Genomic DNA, 16,701 nt, shown 5'->3' on the forward strand with positions numbered 1-16,701 from the left:
CTCTTTTCTTTCTTAAAATTTAAAATATTCTTTTGCGTTATTGTATGAAATATCGGCAACTAATTTCCCAATCCATTCCATATCATTTGGAAGCTCACCACGTTTGATTTCGTCTCCCAAAAGATTACATAAAATACGCCTGAAATATTCGTGTCTCGGGAATGACAGGAAACTTCTTGAATCTGTGAGCATCCCCACAAAACAGCTAATTAGTCCCATATTAGAAAGGGCATTTAATTGTTTTGTCATTCCATCTTTCTGATCTAAAAACCACCAGCCTGATCCAAACTGCACTTTCCCTCTGACACTTCCGTCATTGAAATTTCCAATCATGGTTGCCATCACTTCGTTATCGGCTGGATTTAGATTGTAAACAATCGTTTTAGTCAATTTATCTTTACTGTCCAAAGCATTTAAAAAGCCAGATAACTTTTGTGCCTGCGGATAATCCCCTATAGAATCCCAACCGGTGTCCGGTCCTAAAATTCGATGCATACGGGCATTGTTATTTCGTAAAGCTCCTAAGTGAAACTGCTGCACCCATCCAAACTCATGATACGTTTCAGACAAGAATAACAATACGGCACTTTGGAATTTTAAAATCTCTTCCTGACTTAAAATTCTGTTTTCTCTTTTCTTTTTGAAAATGGTATTGATTTCATTTTCTGTAAAATCTTCAAAATAAATCTGATCCAGACCATGATCACTAAGCTTGCAGCCATTTTGATTAAAAAACTCAATTCGGTTTCTTAATGCGCTGCACAAATCTGTATACGTGTGTATTGCAACTCCGGACACATCCCCTAATGTGTCCAGATATGCATTATAGCCATCATTAGAAATTAAGATCGCTTTATCAGGTCTGAATGCTGTACTCATTTTGATTCCAATTGGATTCTTGGCCAGTTTCTGATGAAACTCCAGGCTATCAATAGGATCTTCGGTAGTACAAACTAATTCAGCATTTACTTTTTTAAGCAGATTTTGTGTGCTGTAGACAGGAGAATTAATTTTCTCAGTCGTTTCGATATATATCTTCTCTGCCGATTTTTCATTCAGCAAATCATAAATATCAAAATAACGGGCCAGTTCTAAATGTGTCCAATGATACAAAGGATTACGCATGGTGTAAGGAACCGTTTTTCCCCAGCTTAAGAACTTATCTTTATCCGAAGCATTTCCGGTTACAAACTGCTCATTAATCCCTAACGTACGCATCGCACGCCATTTGTAATGATCTCCGTTGATCCACACCTTTGTAATGTTGTCAAAAATTTTATCTTCGGCGATTAACTGAGGATTCAAATGATTGTGGTAATCTATGATGGGCTGATTTTTAGCGTAAGCGTGATACAGCTCTTCAGCAAATTTATTTTCAAGTAAAAAATTATCGTTTATGAAGGTATTTGAACTCATGTCTTTTTAATATAATTGAAATAATTATTCGTTTGATGGTTTACCAATTGTAGCCAAAATTCCACCATCGACATACAAAATATGACCGTTAACAAAGTCACTCGCCTTTGAAGATAAAAATATCGCTGCTCCCGCTAAGTCACTTGCTTCTCCCCATTTTGCAGCCGGTGTTCTGCTGATGATAAAATCGTTAAATGGATGTCCGTCAACACGAATCGGTTTTGTTTGCTCGGTAGCAAAATAACCAGGACCAATACCATTGATCTGAACATTGTGCTTTGCCCATTCGGTAGCCATATTTTTGGTTAGCATTTTCAAACCGCCTTTTGCAGCAGCATAAGCTCCTACCGTACTGCGGCCTAACTCACTCATCATCGAACAAATGTTGATTATCTTGCCTCGTTTTCTTTCAATCATTCCTCTCACCACATGCTTTGATACAATAAACGGGCTTACCAGATCGATATCAATAACTTCCTTAAAATCGGCCACTTCCATTTCGATCAACGGAATTCTTTTGATGATTCCTGCATTATTGATCAGAATATCGATAGGTCCAACCTCATTTTCAATTTGTCGAACGGCGGCAATAACTTCCATTTCCTCCGTTACATTAAACTTATACCCCACTGCATGAATTCCATCTTTTTGAAGTTCAGCTACTGCAGCATCAATTTTTTGCTGAGAAGAGTTACCGTTTATCACAATTATTGCACCTGCCTCACCCAATCCTTTTGCCATTGCCATTCCCAGTCCGTGTGTACTTCCTGTAATCAGAGCAACTTTTCCTTTTATATCAAATAATGAGTTTATCATAATTTCTTATCTTAAATCGGTGATTTTACACACATCCATATCTCCATAATCTAAATTTTCACCGGCCATTCCCCAGATAAAAGTATAATTACTGGTTCCTGAACCGGAGTGGATGGACCATGGCGGTGAAATAACTGCCTGATGATTGTTCATCCAGATATGTCTCGTTTCCTGAGGCTGTCCCATAAAATGACAAACGGCCTGATTTTCGGGAATGTCCAGATAAAAATATACTTCCATTCTTCTATCATGTACGTGTGCCGGCATTGTATTCCAAACACTTCCCGGTCTTAACTCGGTCATTCCCATCTGCAGTTGGCAAGTGGTTACAACTCCTCCAATAATCATTTGGTTTACGGTACGGTGATTGGCCGTTTCCATAGTACCCAATTCCAGTTTATTGGCTTCCGCAAGACTTACTTTTACCGTTGGATAAGTCGTGTGAGCAGGAGCCGAATTGATATAAAACTTTGCAGGATTCTTAGCGTCTTCGCTTTTAAAGATTACTTCTTTATTACCGCTTCCGATGTACAATGCATCTTTAAAATCTAATTCAAAAGAAACTCCTTCCACTACTATAGATCCCTTACCTCCTACGTTGATGACTCCCATTTCTCTTCTTTCCAGAAAATAACCTGCTTTAAGCGGATCAATACTTTCTAAAGTCAGATCCTTTACCGGAACTGCTGATCCTGCAATGTACCTGTCATAATGAGAATAGGTTAATACAATTTCATCTTCCTGCATCAGGTCATCAATTAAGAATTCATTTCTCAATTCCTGAGTGTCATACTTTTTTACAGCTTCGGGGCTTGACGCGTATCTTGAACTATATTTTGTCATAATTTTATTTTAATGTAATCGATTGCACAAAATTAGATTTTTATCCCTAAAAACCATAATTGAAACTAAAATTTATTTTATTTTTTTCTAAAACTTCTCTTTTTGATCCTGAAACTGATCCACTGTTTACGAAATACACGACAGTTGAGCTTTTCCTCCTGTTAACTTCAAAATCTGATTTAAGTCCGGATTTATGATGACTCCTAAAAATCCTAAAGATTCGTAATCGGACTGTATTTTGGTACTAACGTTTTCATTACAGACCAGCCTGTTAAGTAGCAAACGGCACAAATTGAGAAAATGATAAAGTAACCGGCCTCAATTCCGTGAAAGCCCATAAACGACATATTATTTTCCTTAGCATAATCAAACAACATTCCCGATCCTTTATTGATAAATGTTGAACCAACTCCTCCTGCCAATCCGCCAATTCCGGTAATCGTTGCAATTGCTTTTTTAGGAAACATATCCCCTACTGTTGTAAAAATATTAGCCGACCAAGATTGATGGGCTGCCCCGGCTATACCAATAATAACTACAGGAATCCAGTAACTTATATATCCTAAAGGCTGTGCTATTAAAGCCAATAACGGAAAGAATGCAAAAATTAGCATCGCTCTCATTCTGCCTTCGTATGGATTCATTCCTTTCTTCTCTACAAAATACGTTGGCAACCAGCCTCCAATAATAGACAACAAGGTTATCATATACAAAACAAATAAGGGTAAAGCGGCCTGTGTAGAATCCATTCCGTAAACTGAGCTAAGATAAGCCGGCGTCCAAAATAAGAAAAACCACCATACACCATCGGTCATAAACTTCCCAAAGGCAAACGCCCAGGTTTGTTTGTATTTAAAACAATCTACGAATGAAACTTTATCTTTTGTTTCCGGCACATAACCTTCTAATTTACTATCTGCCACATCATCCTGTTGAATATACTCTAATTCTGCAACACTTACTTTTGGATGTCTTTCCGGCTTATCGTACATGAAAATCCAAAATCCCATCCAGACAAAACCCAAAGCACCAATAATGATAAACGACATTTCCCATCCAAACGATTTTGCTATAAACGGAATTGATATAGGGGCCGCTAAAGCCCCAACAGTGGCTCCCGCATTAAAAATACTGGTTGAAAATGCCCTGTCTTTTTTGGGAAAATATTCTGCTGTAGTTTTAATAGCCGCAGGAAAATTTCCTGCTTCTCCTACGGCCAGAACAAAGCGGGCAAAGATGAACAAGGTAACACTTACATTGATTACCAGTCCGGTATCTTTCACAAGATGAATCGCCTCTTTAGCACCTTCAAAACCTACAAACCAATTTCCTGTGATGATTCCGGCCGTGGCAATACCACAAAAAGCATGCAAACAAGCTCCAAAAGACCAAATTCCGATCGCCCAGAGAAATCCTTTTTTGGTATCCAGCCAATCCACAAATCTGCCGGCAAACAATAAAGAAACGGCATAAAATATAGAAAATAGAGCGGTTATATTTCCGTAATCATTATTGGTCCAGTGAAACTCAGGTGCAATAAAATCGCTCCAGGTTAAAGAAAGTACCTGTCTGTCTAAGTAATTAATGGTGGTAGCAAAAAATAGCAACGCACATATACTCCAACGATAACTTCCTGTAGATTTTTTGGCTTGGCTCATAATAACTGCATCTGTTTGGTTCATGGTAATAGTTTATTATAAAAATTGATATTTTTTCGGGTAATTTAATCCGTAGTTAAAACGCGATACCAAAACTGCAGCATCAATGAATTAAATCTAACAAAATTAAATAAATGTAATCGATTGCACAAATATAGTTTTAAATCTTTATATTCCAAATAAATTGTATAAAAAATTAATTTAAACTAATAATTAAACACATCAATCAAAAAAAATAACTCAAAATTACATATTAAACAATATATTTGTTAAAATCTATTGTGTGAAATTTGTCCATTTTATGTATCAAAATTGTCCAAAAAACTTTCACTTTTGACGAATTCTCAATAATCTTGTAGCTTAGCAGGCAAAAATCATTTGTTACATTTTTACTGAAGCTTAAAAACAACCCAAAAAATATTTTTGAAATCAGTTTTAAATCCACTTAAATATTCCAATAATTCATGAAAAAAATAAAATTTTTTGAACATTATCGTACCAAAGAAATACTCCTAACCCTGTTTTTATTCACAGTCATGCAGTCTAAATTACAAGCCCAAAATCAAATAATACCGTTGTGGAATGCAATTCCGGGAGAATTAAAAACGTCCAATTATATAGAAAATGAGTCTGTAAAAGATGGAAAAGTACAGAGTACAAGTCTAGTCACCATTCCAACATTGAGTATTTTTTTACCAAAAGAACCTAAACCCAATCAAACTGCGGTTCTCATTTTCCCAGGCGGAGGATATCAGCATTTAGCGATTGACAAAGAAGGTACGAAGGTCGCCAACTGGCTAAATAGTTTAGGAATTGCGGCTTTTGTCATCAAATATAGATTGCCCAGCGATCAGATCATGAAAGACAAAAATATTGGCCCATTACAGGACGCACAGGAAGCTATGCGCTACGTGAGACAAAATGCAGCAAAGTACAGCATAGACAGCAACAAAATTGGCATTATGGGTTTCTCTGCCGGAGGGCATTTGGCTTCCACCTTAGCGACTCATTATGATGATGTAACTTATGAAACAAGTTCTAAAATAAGTGCACGTCCGGATTTTACACTTTTAATCTATCCGGTAATCTCTATGCAAAATGGTATTACACACAAGGGTTCTCAAGTTAGTTTATTAGGAAACCATCCTCCTCAGGAGTTACTCGATTTTTATTCTAATGAAAAGAGAGTGAACTCAAAGACACCGGCAGCTTTCTTAATTCACGCTACAGACGATACAGTAGTTTTACCAGAGAATAGCATCAATTACTATCTTGCTCTCAAAAAAAATGATGTCCCGGCTGAGTTACATCTTTATGAAAAAGGCGGGCATGGTTTTGGCTTGGGCGTAAACAATACCAGTAAATTTTGGACCATAGATTGCGAAGAATGGCTTCGGACGCATGGATACAGCCATTAAAACTGACTGCATAAAAAAGGGCGAAACCGGTAAAGTTTCGCCCTTTTTGAATATTGAAAAAAACCTAAAGTGACAGTTCTTTTTCTACTATTTCTTTCGGTTTCACAACCGAAACTGCCTTTGCTCCTACTTTTGGAGCTACTGCAGGTTTTTTGCCAAATTTTTGTTTTCCCCACCAAATTAAGAACCCGGTAATTGGTAAACTGGCAGAAATTAAACTGGCAAAAAAAGCGATAACTTTCCCTGTAAGTCCCAACACCGATCCAACATGAATATCATAATTCATCCTGCGGATTTTATCCGGAATATTAGCCTCGATATACTTGCCTGAAAAAGGTGTTTTTATTGATATTTCTTTTAAGGTTTGCTGATCAAAACTGTAGCGATCCATATTATAGTAGGTGTTTCTCTGTTTGTACACAAAAGCACCAATAGGATCTGAAGGTTTTTCGGGAATGCTAACCATAATTCCCGAAGCCTGAGGATTTTGCTTTGAAATATTCAATAAAACACGATTTACTGTCCTTAATTCAAATGTCTTAACGTGCGTTGTATCTGACTTTGGAGATTCTCTATTTTCTACTAAAGGTTTCCCGCCTGACGTTATCCAGTACAATGATTTACTGAACCATCCAAAACTCCAAACGAGCCCTGTCATTGATATAATCAAAAGAAAGATCATACTGTAGAAACCTAAGACGTTGTGCATATCATAGTTGACACGTTTAAAACTGGCTGACCATTTGATTTTAAAGCTCTTATCCCGAATAGATTTTATCCATTTGGTTGGCCACCACAAAACCAATCCCGAAAGGAGTAAAAAAACAAATATCAGAACCGCTACCCCAACAATTGGCCGACCAATATCATATGGCAGCCATAAAGCGCGATGCCCATTTAGGATGAACCTGAAAAAATCTGGAGAATCGCTTCTTGAAACGGATTTAACTTTGAGAACTTCGCCTGTATAAGGGTTCATATAGACACTGGTAAAGATACCGTTTCTTCTTTTTTTAGTTTTTTCTTCTTTTCCCTTCCCTTTGCCTAAAGTTTTTTCGATTTTATTTTTATTGCCAATTTTTTCCTCTTTACTATTGTCTTTTTCTTTCTTTTTTGTAAAATAGCCCGCGATGGCAGCTTCATTTTTTTCTCCAAAAGTAATGCTTGTAGCATGTTTACCTTTCATTGTTTTATCTGCAATCCCAACCAGTTGCGATGGCAGTAAAAAAGCTTTTTCCTGAGGTTCAACATAGCGCCAGTCTTCAATAAAATCTCTTATCTCATTTTCAAAAACATAGATACACCCAGTCAGACTAACAATAACTACAATAATTCCCGATGCCAGCCCCAACCACAAATGCAGCCACGCCATTACGCGCTTGAATAGCGATTTTTTACTTTTTTTCTTATTTGGATTTGACTTTGAAGAAGAAGAAAACATATTTAAAAGTGTATAAAAGATAAAAAAACCGCAGGCCACAGTAGGCCTACGATTCTATAAAAAAACCATTTTTAATATTTTAATTTCGCAATTGCGGTAATTTGTCCTCCTTCAACTTTTTTACCTTTAGTAGCAACCGCAGTTGTACCGTTAATAGTATAAATCCAGTTACCTTCAGGAGTATTAATCCCTATTACAGCAGAATTACCATCTTCTGTCGTAATATTATAGCGACTCGTTACAGAAGTTAATGTTGCCGGAGCATTTGTTACCCAGGTAAAAGTTTGGTTATACACATCGGCAATTGCCAGTTTAGGAACTCCATTGTTTTTACCTGCATTTCCGTACATCAACAATAAAAATTTCCCTTTTGAAATATAAGTTGTTGCAGAGATTTTAAATCCTCCTGATTTCTCTTGTACATTAAAGAAGTAAGATTTATCAAACTCGGTAGTTCCTTTTTTAATTCGTACTACAGCTGCTGGTTTTGTAGAAGTCAACACGGCATTGCTTGACGCAATTGCACCTGAAAAACCATAAGCATCACCATTTTCATCCTGAAATAATCCGTTTGTAAAATAAGCACCCAAATAACTTGTGCGGTTATCCTTGATTACTTTTTGCAATTTAAGTTCCGGATAATTGTACACAGCAACCCAGGTACTATCAGGGTTTTTAGTTCCAAAATTATCAACTCCGTCACCCTTAATACTCATATAAGGCATAAATACTTTATCGCCAACCTGTGTCGCCCAGGTAAAAAATGCTCTTTCTCCGTTCCCTGCAAGTTTTTTTGTATCTTGCTGTGCTTCACCGGTAATTAGCGATTTTTCAGCATCAATTTTGTACATAGAAGCAATTGAAGCTGCTCCGCTTCTTGGTACTTTTATCGTTAAAATATCTTTGTTTACCGCTGCGAAAACATGTACCGTTTCAGCCTGAAAATTAGACTTTTTAACCAGTTTCCCTTCCGCATTCAGGTTGTAAGTTGTTACGGCTCCCGGATTTCCTTGTCCGTAAAGCAAACTAAAGAAATTATTCTGCGCTGTAATATAATAACGGTATGTTCCGTCTTGCTCTAACCCGTTACCCGTTGTTGTAATAGATCCGGTGGAAATATCATCGGTAGTTAATAAATAATCTGCAATTCCAGCAGCACCGGTTGTGGCCGTAATAATATATTTTGTTTTTCCTGTATCACCTCCACCACCAGTTTCCTTTCCTGATTTATCAGAATCACTACTGCAGGAAAATGTGGTAAACGCTAAGAAAGCCAATAAAGCTAATGTGCTATTTTTTTTCATGTTATTATGTGTTTGTATTAAAATTATTTATTTGATTTATTGAAAAAATATCTGAATTTAACGTAGAAAGCCCTGCTAGGTTTTTGCAATGAAAAATTATCGTAAAGTTTATTATCAAGGACATTTTTACATTCAAAAGCAATATTGTACTTGCCGTTTGCAATTGTGTAGACAGCATTTAAGTCATGACTTAGCTGCTGCGGAATTTCTAATTTACTATCCTTACTTCCCATACTTGGCCAGGACAAATAGTAAGTATGCACATATAATAGATTATACCCTACAGATAAATTATTGCCTTTTTTTATAAGATCATTAAAAAATACGGTCGCATCGGCATTTCCAAAAAGAAAAGGCATATTTGGAATCCTGTCTTTATAAAAAGGAGAAACATAGTTCTGATTGGGTTCATACTCTGTCATATTTCTAATGTTTTGATAAGTGGCATTAAATCCTGCCGTAAAACGACTGCGATACGAATATCTAATTTCACCGTCAATACCATAATTGGTCACCTTGCCCTGATTCACATTTGTTGTCATAGTCTGGTTGTTATTAAGCGTTGGGCGAATAAAATCAGTAGCATTTCTATGCAAAAGATTGATATCAAACGATAATGCATTCACTTTATTAAAGCCCGTCTGGTAACTTGCACCAATGTTAAAATTATTACTGGTTTCCGGCTTTAACCCCAGGTTTCCTTCTAAATTATCATTCACATTTCCAAAGATTTCTTCCGGTGATGGCAGTCGGTAACTTTTCTCAAAAGAAGCTTTTAGCTGCAAATTTTGCCTTAGATAATAACTGGTTGCGACACCATATCCTGTTGTAGAGGTATTGTCCGTAAATTTCTGATAAGCAATATCTCCCGTATTTCCTGACGGATTATAGCTTCTCGAGTAAGTAGTTTTTAAGGAGTAATCTTTTAAAAATACCGAAGTACTCCACTTCTCGTTGTAATCAAATTTATACCCTATTCCTAAAATGTTTTTTTGCGTTTTTTTAGGCTGTTTATATATCAAAGATTCGGGAACTAACTCATCACTTTCTTTACGATCAAAAGTTGTAAAAGTGTTATTTAGCATAAAAGAGTGTCGCTCTCCCAAAGCATAAGTCGCATTGGCTGTTGCGACACCATTATTGTTTTTAAATTTTCTTAGTGTACGGCTTCTTTCTCCTCCTGCCCCGTCATATTCTTTATAATCGCCAAACCAATTGTATCTTCTGTAAACGGTATCTACATTTTGTTCTTCACCAAAGTTGTAGTTTCCGGTAAGATTAAAATTCAGGCCTTTTGTAAAAAAATCTTTTACCTGATATTTTAACGTTGGCATTAGAATATTTCCTTTGCGGTAAACCTTCCCAAAAACACTCACCATTCTGGCACCTGTTTGAATATCAGCCTTATTTTCGCCAGCTGTAAAACCGAACAATAATTTATCAGCATATTTTTTTCCTGTTAGACCAACATTTAAAATCACGGTCTCATTACGATATTTATCATGAAATCGTCTAACACGCTGATCCGGAAAATAGGCCCCCGTATTCAAATCGGCGACGTCTACATTTACCCAATAATTATTATCCGAATAGTTTTGAAAAGCACTAATTTCTGTCGTAAAACCGCTTTTAGAAGTATACCCTGCATTGATGCTGCTTCGATGTGTATTAAAAGATCCAAATGAATAAGAAGCATCTAAGAAAGTTCTTGGTTTACTGTTCGTAACGATATTTACTGCACCTCCCAAAGCATCACCACCAAGCCAGATTGGCACTACACCTTTATAAACCTCTACACGGTCAGCAAGATTAATCGGGATATTATTCATTTGAAACGATGATCCAAAATTATCCATAGGAACTCCGTCAATAAAAAATTTTACCTGATTTCCCTGAAAACCATTAATAGAGAGCTCCGATCGGGATCCTACTCCCCCCGCTTCCCGAACACGTACTCCTGAAACCCGGTCTAAGGCATGTGCCAGATCAAGAGTAGAATTGTGCAGTTTTTTAGCGTCAATTGCGGTAACACTATAGGCTTGTTTATTTACTTTTTCTGTTTGAAAACGTCCCAGTACTGTAACACTTTCCAGTTCATTCAATTCACTTTCCAACTGAATGGAAAAATTTGCATTGTTATTTACTGATACTTCAATATGTTTTTTTTGTGTTAAAAAACCAATCGCGGTAATTTTTAAAACATGTTTTCCCGGCTTTACATTTCGAAAAAGAAACTTTCCGTTTTCATCTGAAATAATACTTAAATCTGTCTTTTCAATTATAATTGTAGCGTAAGGAATGGTCTGACCGGAATTCTCAATTACCTGTCCACTAACTGAAACACCTTGATTTTGCTGAGAAAATGATAAGAACGAAAAAAGAAAAAATATACTAAAAAATAAAATTTTGTGAGTTGTCATATATTTAATTAGACTAATTATAAATAACTTTGCCGCAAAAGTACCATCAACAACCCCAAAACAAATAGGGAAAAACGGATTATTATTTTGTAAAAACGGATTATATTTTGAAAATCAAATCGCAACTCTTAGCCCATGAAAGTCCAATTATTCAAATTGAGATTGGCGATAAATGCTTCCCAAAAAATCATTTTACAGAAGAAAACATTAACATTTCAAACCCTGATATCGAAGTTATAAAAAGCAGGCATCTCATTGCTGAAGGAATGGTTTTACTTGATACTCAGATGTATTTTTCGACACCTCAAACCATCCTGTTTGAAATTGATACAGAATCTGTGGTGATGAATTTTATTTCCTGTAATAATGTAGAAACTTATAGTGACCAATTGGAAACGGAGAAATACTCAATAGAAGATACACATAATATCTTCTACGCTAATAATTATAAAGCTACTTTTAAAATTCCGGCTTTCGAGCAAATTAATTATTTATCCATTATTTTATCCAAAGACTTCTACTATACTATTATTAATGAAGATTGGGAACTTCACGAAAAGTTTTCAAAAAATATCCTGCTTAAAAAATCAAGCTACCTCCATTCAAAATATATTCCGTTTTCACCAGCGATACAGTGGCTAATTCACGAAATAAAGGCCTGCAACCGACAGGGAGCTTTAAAAAAAATGTATATCGAAACAAAGGTAAAAGAACTATTAATACACCAACTCGACGCTATCACCACCCTGCCTATTCAAAAAGATCAAATTGACGAAGAGGACTATAACAAATTACTAAGAGCCAAACAGCTTTTAGACAAAGATTTTGTTCATGCCCCTACTCTGACAGAACTTTCGAGACTAATCTCTTTAAATGAATTTAAACTAAAGAAAGGCTTTAAAGCTTGTTTTGACACCACTGTAAAAAGCTACATCATAAGGCTTAGAATGGAGCGCGCGAAAGAATTATTTCAGAATAAAACTATCACCGTTAGTGAAGCAGCTTATAAATGCGGATATAAAGATGTCTCTCATTTTTCCGCTGCTTTTAAAACCTTTTATGGTTTCTCCCCTCAAAAAATTAAAATGAACTGGGAGTTTAGCCGTCTATGGATCGCCGGATTTTTATTTCTTAATACATAAAAAAAGGGTCTTTAGACTCGGTTAACCAACCAACCAGATCTAAAAACCCTATAAAAATAAGACTCTTTTGTAATCTTGCAAATTCATACAAAGCTTATACCCACGATCAAATGAATAAGTCAAATTTTCATTGTAATTAAAAAAATTGTTTCTCCAAAAACAGTTAATTATAGCAACCTATATGCCGCATAAAAGGTAGACACGACATAAACCCACGGTTTCTACGGTGCAAAAGTACAAGCAACTTTAGAGAAATCATTACGCCTTTCCACATTCCAAAAATCTTTTCCGTTTTAACACCGCTAAGTAACTGACTGTGCGAAATACTAACAGTCAAAAATCTTTTGTTTTTCTTTTAAAGAGGCTAAGTTGCTAAGGTCCTAACGTTGGAAGTATTAAATCCTTAAAACCTGCAAGTTTTCTTATTCTAGATTAAGTTGTAACAAGTTCTTTAATAGTACATTTGTCAGATACTTTTCTTTATAAAACACTGAAAATCAAAGACTCAAAGCAAAAATATTCCAGAACCCCCTTAGCAACTTAGAACCTTAGTACCTTAACACCTCTAAAAACTACTGACTATGAAAACATACGAATTCTTACTACTAGGAAAAAACCAGGCCATACTGGAGATTTTACTAAGACTGGTTAATGCTTATGAAAACTGGAATGCAGTTGGTTTCAGTGACCAAAAATTAGCTCAGGAATATTTTCTGAACAACAAAATTGACATTGTTCTTTTGAGTTCCGGAATCGAAGATCATATCGAGAAGGAATTTACCTCTTTTTGTCTGAAAGAGCAGCCCGATGTCGAAGTAATTGAACATTTTGGAGGTGGAAGCGGTTTGTTAAAATCAGAAATTGAATATCGATTGCATCTGAAAGGAAAAATTTAAATGCAAGCAAATTATCTAAATTTGCACAAAACCAAACGCTAAAAATGGAAAAGAAATATTCAGTTGTCATTCATCCCTCACTAGAAATAATCGAGGCCATCAAATTAATGAAAGAACTTCTAGCAACTGAAATTGGCTGGTTCAACAGTAAAAATTCGATTGCACATATTACAATTTGTGAATTTACAATTGACGACTCTCAAATAGACAAATTCAAACAAAAACTTATAAAAGTTTGTGATAGCTTTACTCCTTTTGAGGTGCTTTTGGATCGTTTTGGTTCTTATGAAAGCGGCGCGTTTTTCATTGCTCCAAACGAAGAATCAAAAGAAAATTTAAAACCTATCATGAAAAAGACGCAGGAAGCACTACAGCTTTCAAATCTTAAAAAGAGCAGTGATCCTCATATTTCCATTGGTAGAAAACTAACTCCTGAGAATCTTAAAATAGCATCGCAGCTTTTTACCACAATTGCCATGGATTTTTCCTGTAAAGAAATTATTCTCCGTGAATTCGATCCGGTAAGAAAGCAGTTTTTTGTAATTGATTCTATTCCTTTTGGCAGTAATCCGCAGCCGGAGCTTATACAAGGAACTTTGTTTTAAATGTGAAATGTTTATTGTGAGATGTGAGATGTGAAATGCAAGATGTGAGATGCAAGATGTGAAGAGTAGAAAACCTGAAACTTGAAACTTGAAACCTGAAACCTGAAACTTGAAACTTGAAACCCATAAAACCTGCAACTTCATTTTTTCGTATATTTGAATTTTACAATTCTCTGCTATGAAATCACTGGATTCCTTTTACAAAGATATTACCGAAGGCTCTTCTATTGAACCGAGTTCATTGTTGCCAAATGATATTCAAAAAGAAATTGGTCATTTTAATATTTTTGACATCAAAGAACTTTTAGAACGCCTTAAAGGAAAGGCCATTATGCCTTATGACCGACGCGCTTACTACAAAATCAGTTTGATTAAAGGTAAAAATCGTGCTGAATATGCCGATAAGATAATCGAGATCGAAAAGCAGGGGCTTTTATTTGCAACACCTAAAATTCCGTACAATTACTTGCCTCAGGACAGTAATCAATCGGGGCAATTTTGTGTGTTTACCAGCGAATTTCTATCGAAAAGCAAAAGCGGAATTGATTTAGACGAACTCCCTATTTTTGCTTCTGACGGTTATCCGATTTTTCAGTTAACCGACGAAGAAGTGACAGAGGTAGAATTGATCTTAAACAAAATACAAAAAGAAATCAACTCTGATTATATTTACAAATACGATTTAATTCGGAATTATGTTGCCGAGTTAATTCACTTCGGACAAAAATTGCAGCCTATAACCGCATTGTATTCCAAGCACAATTCGGCTGCCAGAGTGTCTTCATTATTTGCTGAACTGTTGGAAAGACAATTCCCTATCGAATCTCCAAACCAGCGCTTACAACTCAGAACCGCAAAAGATTTTGCTGAAAGATTATCGGTTCATGTGAATCATCTCAATAAGGTTTTAAAGGAGAATACCGGAAAAACCACAACCGAATTGATCAGCAGCCGTCTGACCAGTGAGGCCAAAATTCTTTTAAAACAAACGGACTGGAATATCTCTGAAATTGCCTTTTCTTTAGGTTTTGAAGAATTGGCCCATTTCTCTAACTTCTTTAAAAAACAGACTTCCTTTACTCCTTTGGCCTTTCGTAGTTAATTGTTTATTGTGAAATGTGAGTTGTTGAGTTTGTACTCTTGACACTTAACTCATAACTCATAAATCTGATTTGAATTTCGCAAACATCGATTTGATATTTACAATTCCCCCACACTACTTCGCCCCTACCTTTGTCTTATTAATTTAAAACATAAAATAAAATGGCAGTACATACAAAAATTGCTCTGGTAACAGGTGGCAGCAGAGGTTTAGGAAAAAATATGGCGATTGCAATTGCTAAAAAAGGAATCGACGTTATCATTACCTATAATAGTAAAAAAGAAGAAGCCGATTTGGTTGTAAAAGAAATTAAAAGCTTAGGACAAAAAGCAGCCTCTCTTCAATTAAATGTAGCAGATTCCGCTACTTTTGACAGCTTTTTCAGCTCTGTTTCAGAAACTCTAAAAAGCACTTTTAAAACGGATAAGTTTGACTTTTTAGTAAACAATGCCGGAATTGGAATCCACAATTCATTTGCAGGAACAACAGAAGCCGAATTCGATCAATTGACTAATATACAATTTAAAGGGCCTTTTTTCTTAACACAAAAGGCATTAAATGTCATGAATGACGGCGGTGGAATCGTAAATATCTCAACCGGTCTGGCAAGATTCTCTTTTCCGGGTTATGCTGCTTATGCCTCTATGAAAGGTGCTATTGAAACTTTAACCAAATATCAGGCAAAAGAACTGGGCGAGCGAAAAATTAGAGCCAATGTAGTTGCTCCGGGCGCTATCGAAACCGATTTTGGAGGTGGTGTGGTTCGCGACAACGAACAATTAAACAAAAATCTGGCCGCGGTTACCGCCTTAGGAAGAGTGGGTTTACCGGACGATATAGGTGGTGTAGTTGCCTTTTTATGTACTGAAGAGGCACGTTGGGTAAATGCACAACGCATCGAAGTTTCAGGTGGAATGAATTTGTAATTTTTATTTTGCGAATCTATAATTAAACCCGACAGGTTTAGAAACCTGTCGGGTTTGGTATGCGGAGCTCAACTATTTCGTTTTACATATTTTATTGCATTACTTCAAAAAAAACAAAACCCAACAGATTTCTAAAATCTGTTGGGTCTGTCATTTTCAATATATTGATTTAGTAAGAATTCCTTTTTTAATCTTTCTCGATGATTACATCAAATCCTCCATTTTTATCAAACACCACATCATAGAATTTGGAGTTTTTTTGAATTCCAACCTCGTAGGTAGTTTTGTTTTTATCGTCTACGACAACCGCTACTTCTTTAATAGCATTTGCAGCGTAATTTTTCTTCAGATAGGTTTGTGCTTTTTGTGGCAACTGACTTAGCGGAATCTGCAATTCAAAGGCTTTTAGAGCTCCTAAATTATCATAAACTGCCAACGCATTCGTATTTTTATCCTTTTTGAATTTAGCCTCATATCGAATTTCGTCATCATCATCTCCAACGTATTTCAAAGTCCATACCGGAACTTTATCCGGATATTCTTTCTGAAAAGTAAACACTACTTTTTCGGGTGGAGTCACAACTTTGTTCGGATAAACTTCATTCTGACCAATTAGAAAGCTGCTATATAAAAAGGTAATCATTAGGAACAGTTTTTTCATACGACTCAATTTTAAATTATTACCCCTTAAAATAACGTATTAAAATTACTACT

At 35.8% G+C, this 16,701-nt stretch carries 14 protein-coding genes; 6 read left to right on the forward strand and 8 right to left on the reverse strand.

Annotated features, from left to right (window positions below; genetic code table 11):
* Positions 1 to 12 precede the first annotated feature (12 nt).
* The 4 genes from uxaC to OGZ34_RS17520 form a co-directional block, all read right to left on the reverse strand.
* Positions 13 to 1,416, reverse strand: coding sequence for a glucuronate isomerase (uxaC, locus tag OGZ34_RS17505; protein ID WP_263361100.1), 1,404 nt, complete (start codon positions 1,414 to 1,416; stop codon positions 13 to 15).
* Positions 1,417 to 1,440: 24 nt separating this feature from the next.
* A complete protein-coding gene (locus OGZ34_RS17510; protein WP_263361101.1) occupies positions 1,441 to 2,232 on the reverse strand; it encodes a gluconate 5-dehydrogenase in 792 nt (263 codons plus the stop codon).
* A 6-nt stretch (positions 2,233 to 2,238) separates the two neighbouring features.
* Positions 2,239 to 3,075: a 5-dehydro-4-deoxy-D-glucuronate isomerase gene (gene kduI / locus OGZ34_RS17515; RefSeq protein WP_263361102.1), complete on the reverse strand. Its 837-nt coding sequence runs from the start codon at positions 3,073 to 3,075 to the stop codon at positions 2,239 to 2,241.
* A gap of 212 nt (positions 3,076 to 3,287) precedes the next feature.
* On the reverse strand, positions 3,288 to 4,757 hold the full coding sequence (locus OGZ34_RS17520) for an MFS transporter (RefSeq protein ID WP_263361103.1): 1,470 nt from the start codon (positions 4,755 to 4,757) through the stop codon (positions 3,288 to 3,290).
* A 440-nt stretch (positions 4,758 to 5,197) separates the two neighbouring features.
* Here OGZ34_RS17520 and OGZ34_RS17525 point away from each other — a divergent pair, with 440 nt between their 5' ends.
* Complete coding sequence (locus OGZ34_RS17525; RefSeq protein WP_263361104.1) at positions 5,198 to 6,151, forward strand: alpha/beta hydrolase; 954 nt, start codon at positions 5,198 to 5,200, stop codon at positions 6,149 to 6,151.
* 64 nt (positions 6,152 to 6,215) lie between these two features.
* On the opposite strand, the gene OGZ34_RS17530 is transcribed toward OGZ34_RS17525, so the two are convergent.
* The 3 genes from OGZ34_RS17530 to OGZ34_RS17540 all read right to left on the reverse strand — a co-directional run bounded on the left by OGZ34_RS17530 (position 6,216) and on the right by OGZ34_RS17540 (position 11,316).
* Positions 6,216 to 7,592 carry a PepSY-associated TM helix domain-containing protein gene (locus OGZ34_RS17530; protein ID WP_263361105.1) on the reverse strand — a complete coding sequence of 459 codons (1,377 nt, stop codon included), beginning with the start codon at positions 7,590 to 7,592 and terminating at the stop codon, positions 6,216 to 6,218.
* Between the two features lie 71 nt (positions 7,593 to 7,663).
* Positions 7,664 to 8,896: a DUF4374 domain-containing protein gene (locus OGZ34_RS17535; protein WP_263361106.1), complete on the reverse strand. Its 1,233-nt coding sequence runs from the start codon at positions 8,894 to 8,896 to the stop codon at positions 7,664 to 7,666.
* Between the two features lie 23 nt (positions 8,897 to 8,919).
* Complete coding sequence (locus tag OGZ34_RS17540; protein ID WP_263361107.1) at positions 8,920 to 11,316, reverse strand: TonB-dependent receptor; 2,397 nt, start codon at positions 11,314 to 11,316, stop codon at positions 8,920 to 8,922.
* Between the two features lie 107 nt (positions 11,317 to 11,423).
* Between OGZ34_RS17540 and OGZ34_RS17545 the strand changes: the two genes are divergently transcribed.
* From OGZ34_RS17545 to OGZ34_RS17565, 5 genes are all read left to right on the forward strand, one after another.
* On the forward strand, positions 11,424 to 12,458 hold the full coding sequence (locus tag OGZ34_RS17545) for a helix-turn-helix domain-containing protein (protein WP_263361108.1): 1,035 nt from the start codon (positions 11,424 to 11,426) through the stop codon (positions 12,456 to 12,458).
* 581 nt (positions 12,459 to 13,039) lie between these two features.
* Positions 13,040 to 13,354, forward strand: coding sequence for a hypothetical protein (locus OGZ34_RS17550; RefSeq protein ID WP_263361109.1), 315 nt, complete (start codon positions 13,040 to 13,042; stop codon positions 13,352 to 13,354).
* A 44-nt stretch (positions 13,355 to 13,398) separates the two neighbouring features.
* Positions 13,399 to 13,959 (forward strand): 2'-5' RNA ligase family protein, encoded by a 561-nt coding sequence (locus OGZ34_RS17555; protein ID WP_263361110.1) that lies wholly within the window; start codon positions 13,399 to 13,401, stop codon positions 13,957 to 13,959.
* Between the two features lie 178 nt (positions 13,960 to 14,137).
* Positions 14,138 to 15,061, forward strand: coding sequence for a helix-turn-helix domain-containing protein (locus OGZ34_RS17560; protein ID WP_173964356.1), 924 nt, complete (start codon positions 14,138 to 14,140; stop codon positions 15,059 to 15,061).
* A 161-nt stretch (positions 15,062 to 15,222) separates the two neighbouring features.
* On the forward strand, positions 15,223 to 15,987 hold the full coding sequence (locus tag OGZ34_RS17565; protein WP_263361111.1) for an SDR family NAD(P)-dependent oxidoreductase: 765 nt from the start codon (positions 15,223 to 15,225) through the stop codon (positions 15,985 to 15,987).
* A gap of 187 nt (positions 15,988 to 16,174) precedes the next feature.
* Here OGZ34_RS17565 and OGZ34_RS17570 read toward each other — a convergent pair whose 3' ends face one another.
* Positions 16,175 to 16,648, reverse strand: a complete 474-nt coding sequence (locus tag OGZ34_RS17570; protein ID WP_263361112.1) for a hypothetical protein — start codon at positions 16,646 to 16,648, stop codon at positions 16,175 to 16,177.
* Between the last annotated feature and the right edge of the window lie 53 nt (positions 16,649 to 16,701).

The organism is Flavobacterium collinsii (genome assembly GCF_946903285.1).
Lineage (GTDB): Bacteria > Bacteroidota > Bacteroidia > Flavobacteriales > Flavobacteriaceae > Flavobacterium > Flavobacterium collinsii.

Coding starts and splice junctions, on each gene's coding strand:
- OGZ34_RS17550 (WP_263361109.1), top strand. CDS start 13,040: ATGAAAACATACGAATTCTTACTACTAGGAAAAAACCAGGCCATACTG.
- OGZ34_RS17565 (WP_263361111.1), top strand. CDS start 15,223: ATGGCAGTACATACAAAAATTGCTCTGGTAACAGGTGGCAGCAGAGGT.
- OGZ34_RS17530 (WP_263361105.1), bottom strand. CDS start 7,592: ATGTTTTCTTCTTCTTCAAAGTCAAATCCAAATAAGAAAAAAAGTAAA.
- uxaC (WP_263361100.1), bottom strand. CDS start 1,416: ATGAGTTCAAATACCTTCATAAACGATAATTTTTTACTTGAAAATAAA.
- OGZ34_RS17570 (WP_263361112.1), bottom strand. CDS start 16,648: ATGAAAAAACTGTTCCTAATGATTACCTTTTTATATAGCAGCTTTCTA.
- OGZ34_RS17520 (WP_263361103.1), bottom strand. CDS start 4,757: ATGAACCAAACAGATGCAGTTATTATGAGCCAAGCCAAAAAATCTACA.
- OGZ34_RS17560 (WP_173964356.1), top strand. CDS start 14,138: ATGAAATCACTGGATTCCTTTTACAAAGATATTACCGAAGGCTCTTCT.
- OGZ34_RS17555 (WP_263361110.1), top strand. CDS start 13,399: ATGGAAAAGAAATATTCAGTTGTCATTCATCCCTCACTAGAAATAATC.
- OGZ34_RS17510 (WP_263361101.1), bottom strand. CDS start 2,232: ATGATAAACTCATTATTTGATATAAAAGGAAAAGTTGCTCTGATTACA.
- OGZ34_RS17525 (WP_263361104.1), top strand. CDS start 5,198: ATGAAAAAAATAAAATTTTTTGAACATTATCGTACCAAAGAAATACTC.
- OGZ34_RS17535 (WP_263361106.1), bottom strand. CDS start 8,896: ATGAAAAAAAATAGCACATTAGCTTTATTGGCTTTCTTAGCGTTTACC.
- OGZ34_RS17540 (WP_263361107.1), bottom strand. CDS start 11,316: ATGACAACTCACAAAATTTTATTTTTTAGTATATTTTTTCTTTTTTCG.
- kduI (WP_263361102.1), bottom strand. CDS start 3,075: ATGACAAAATATAGTTCAAGATACGCGTCAAGCCCCGAAGCTGTAAAA.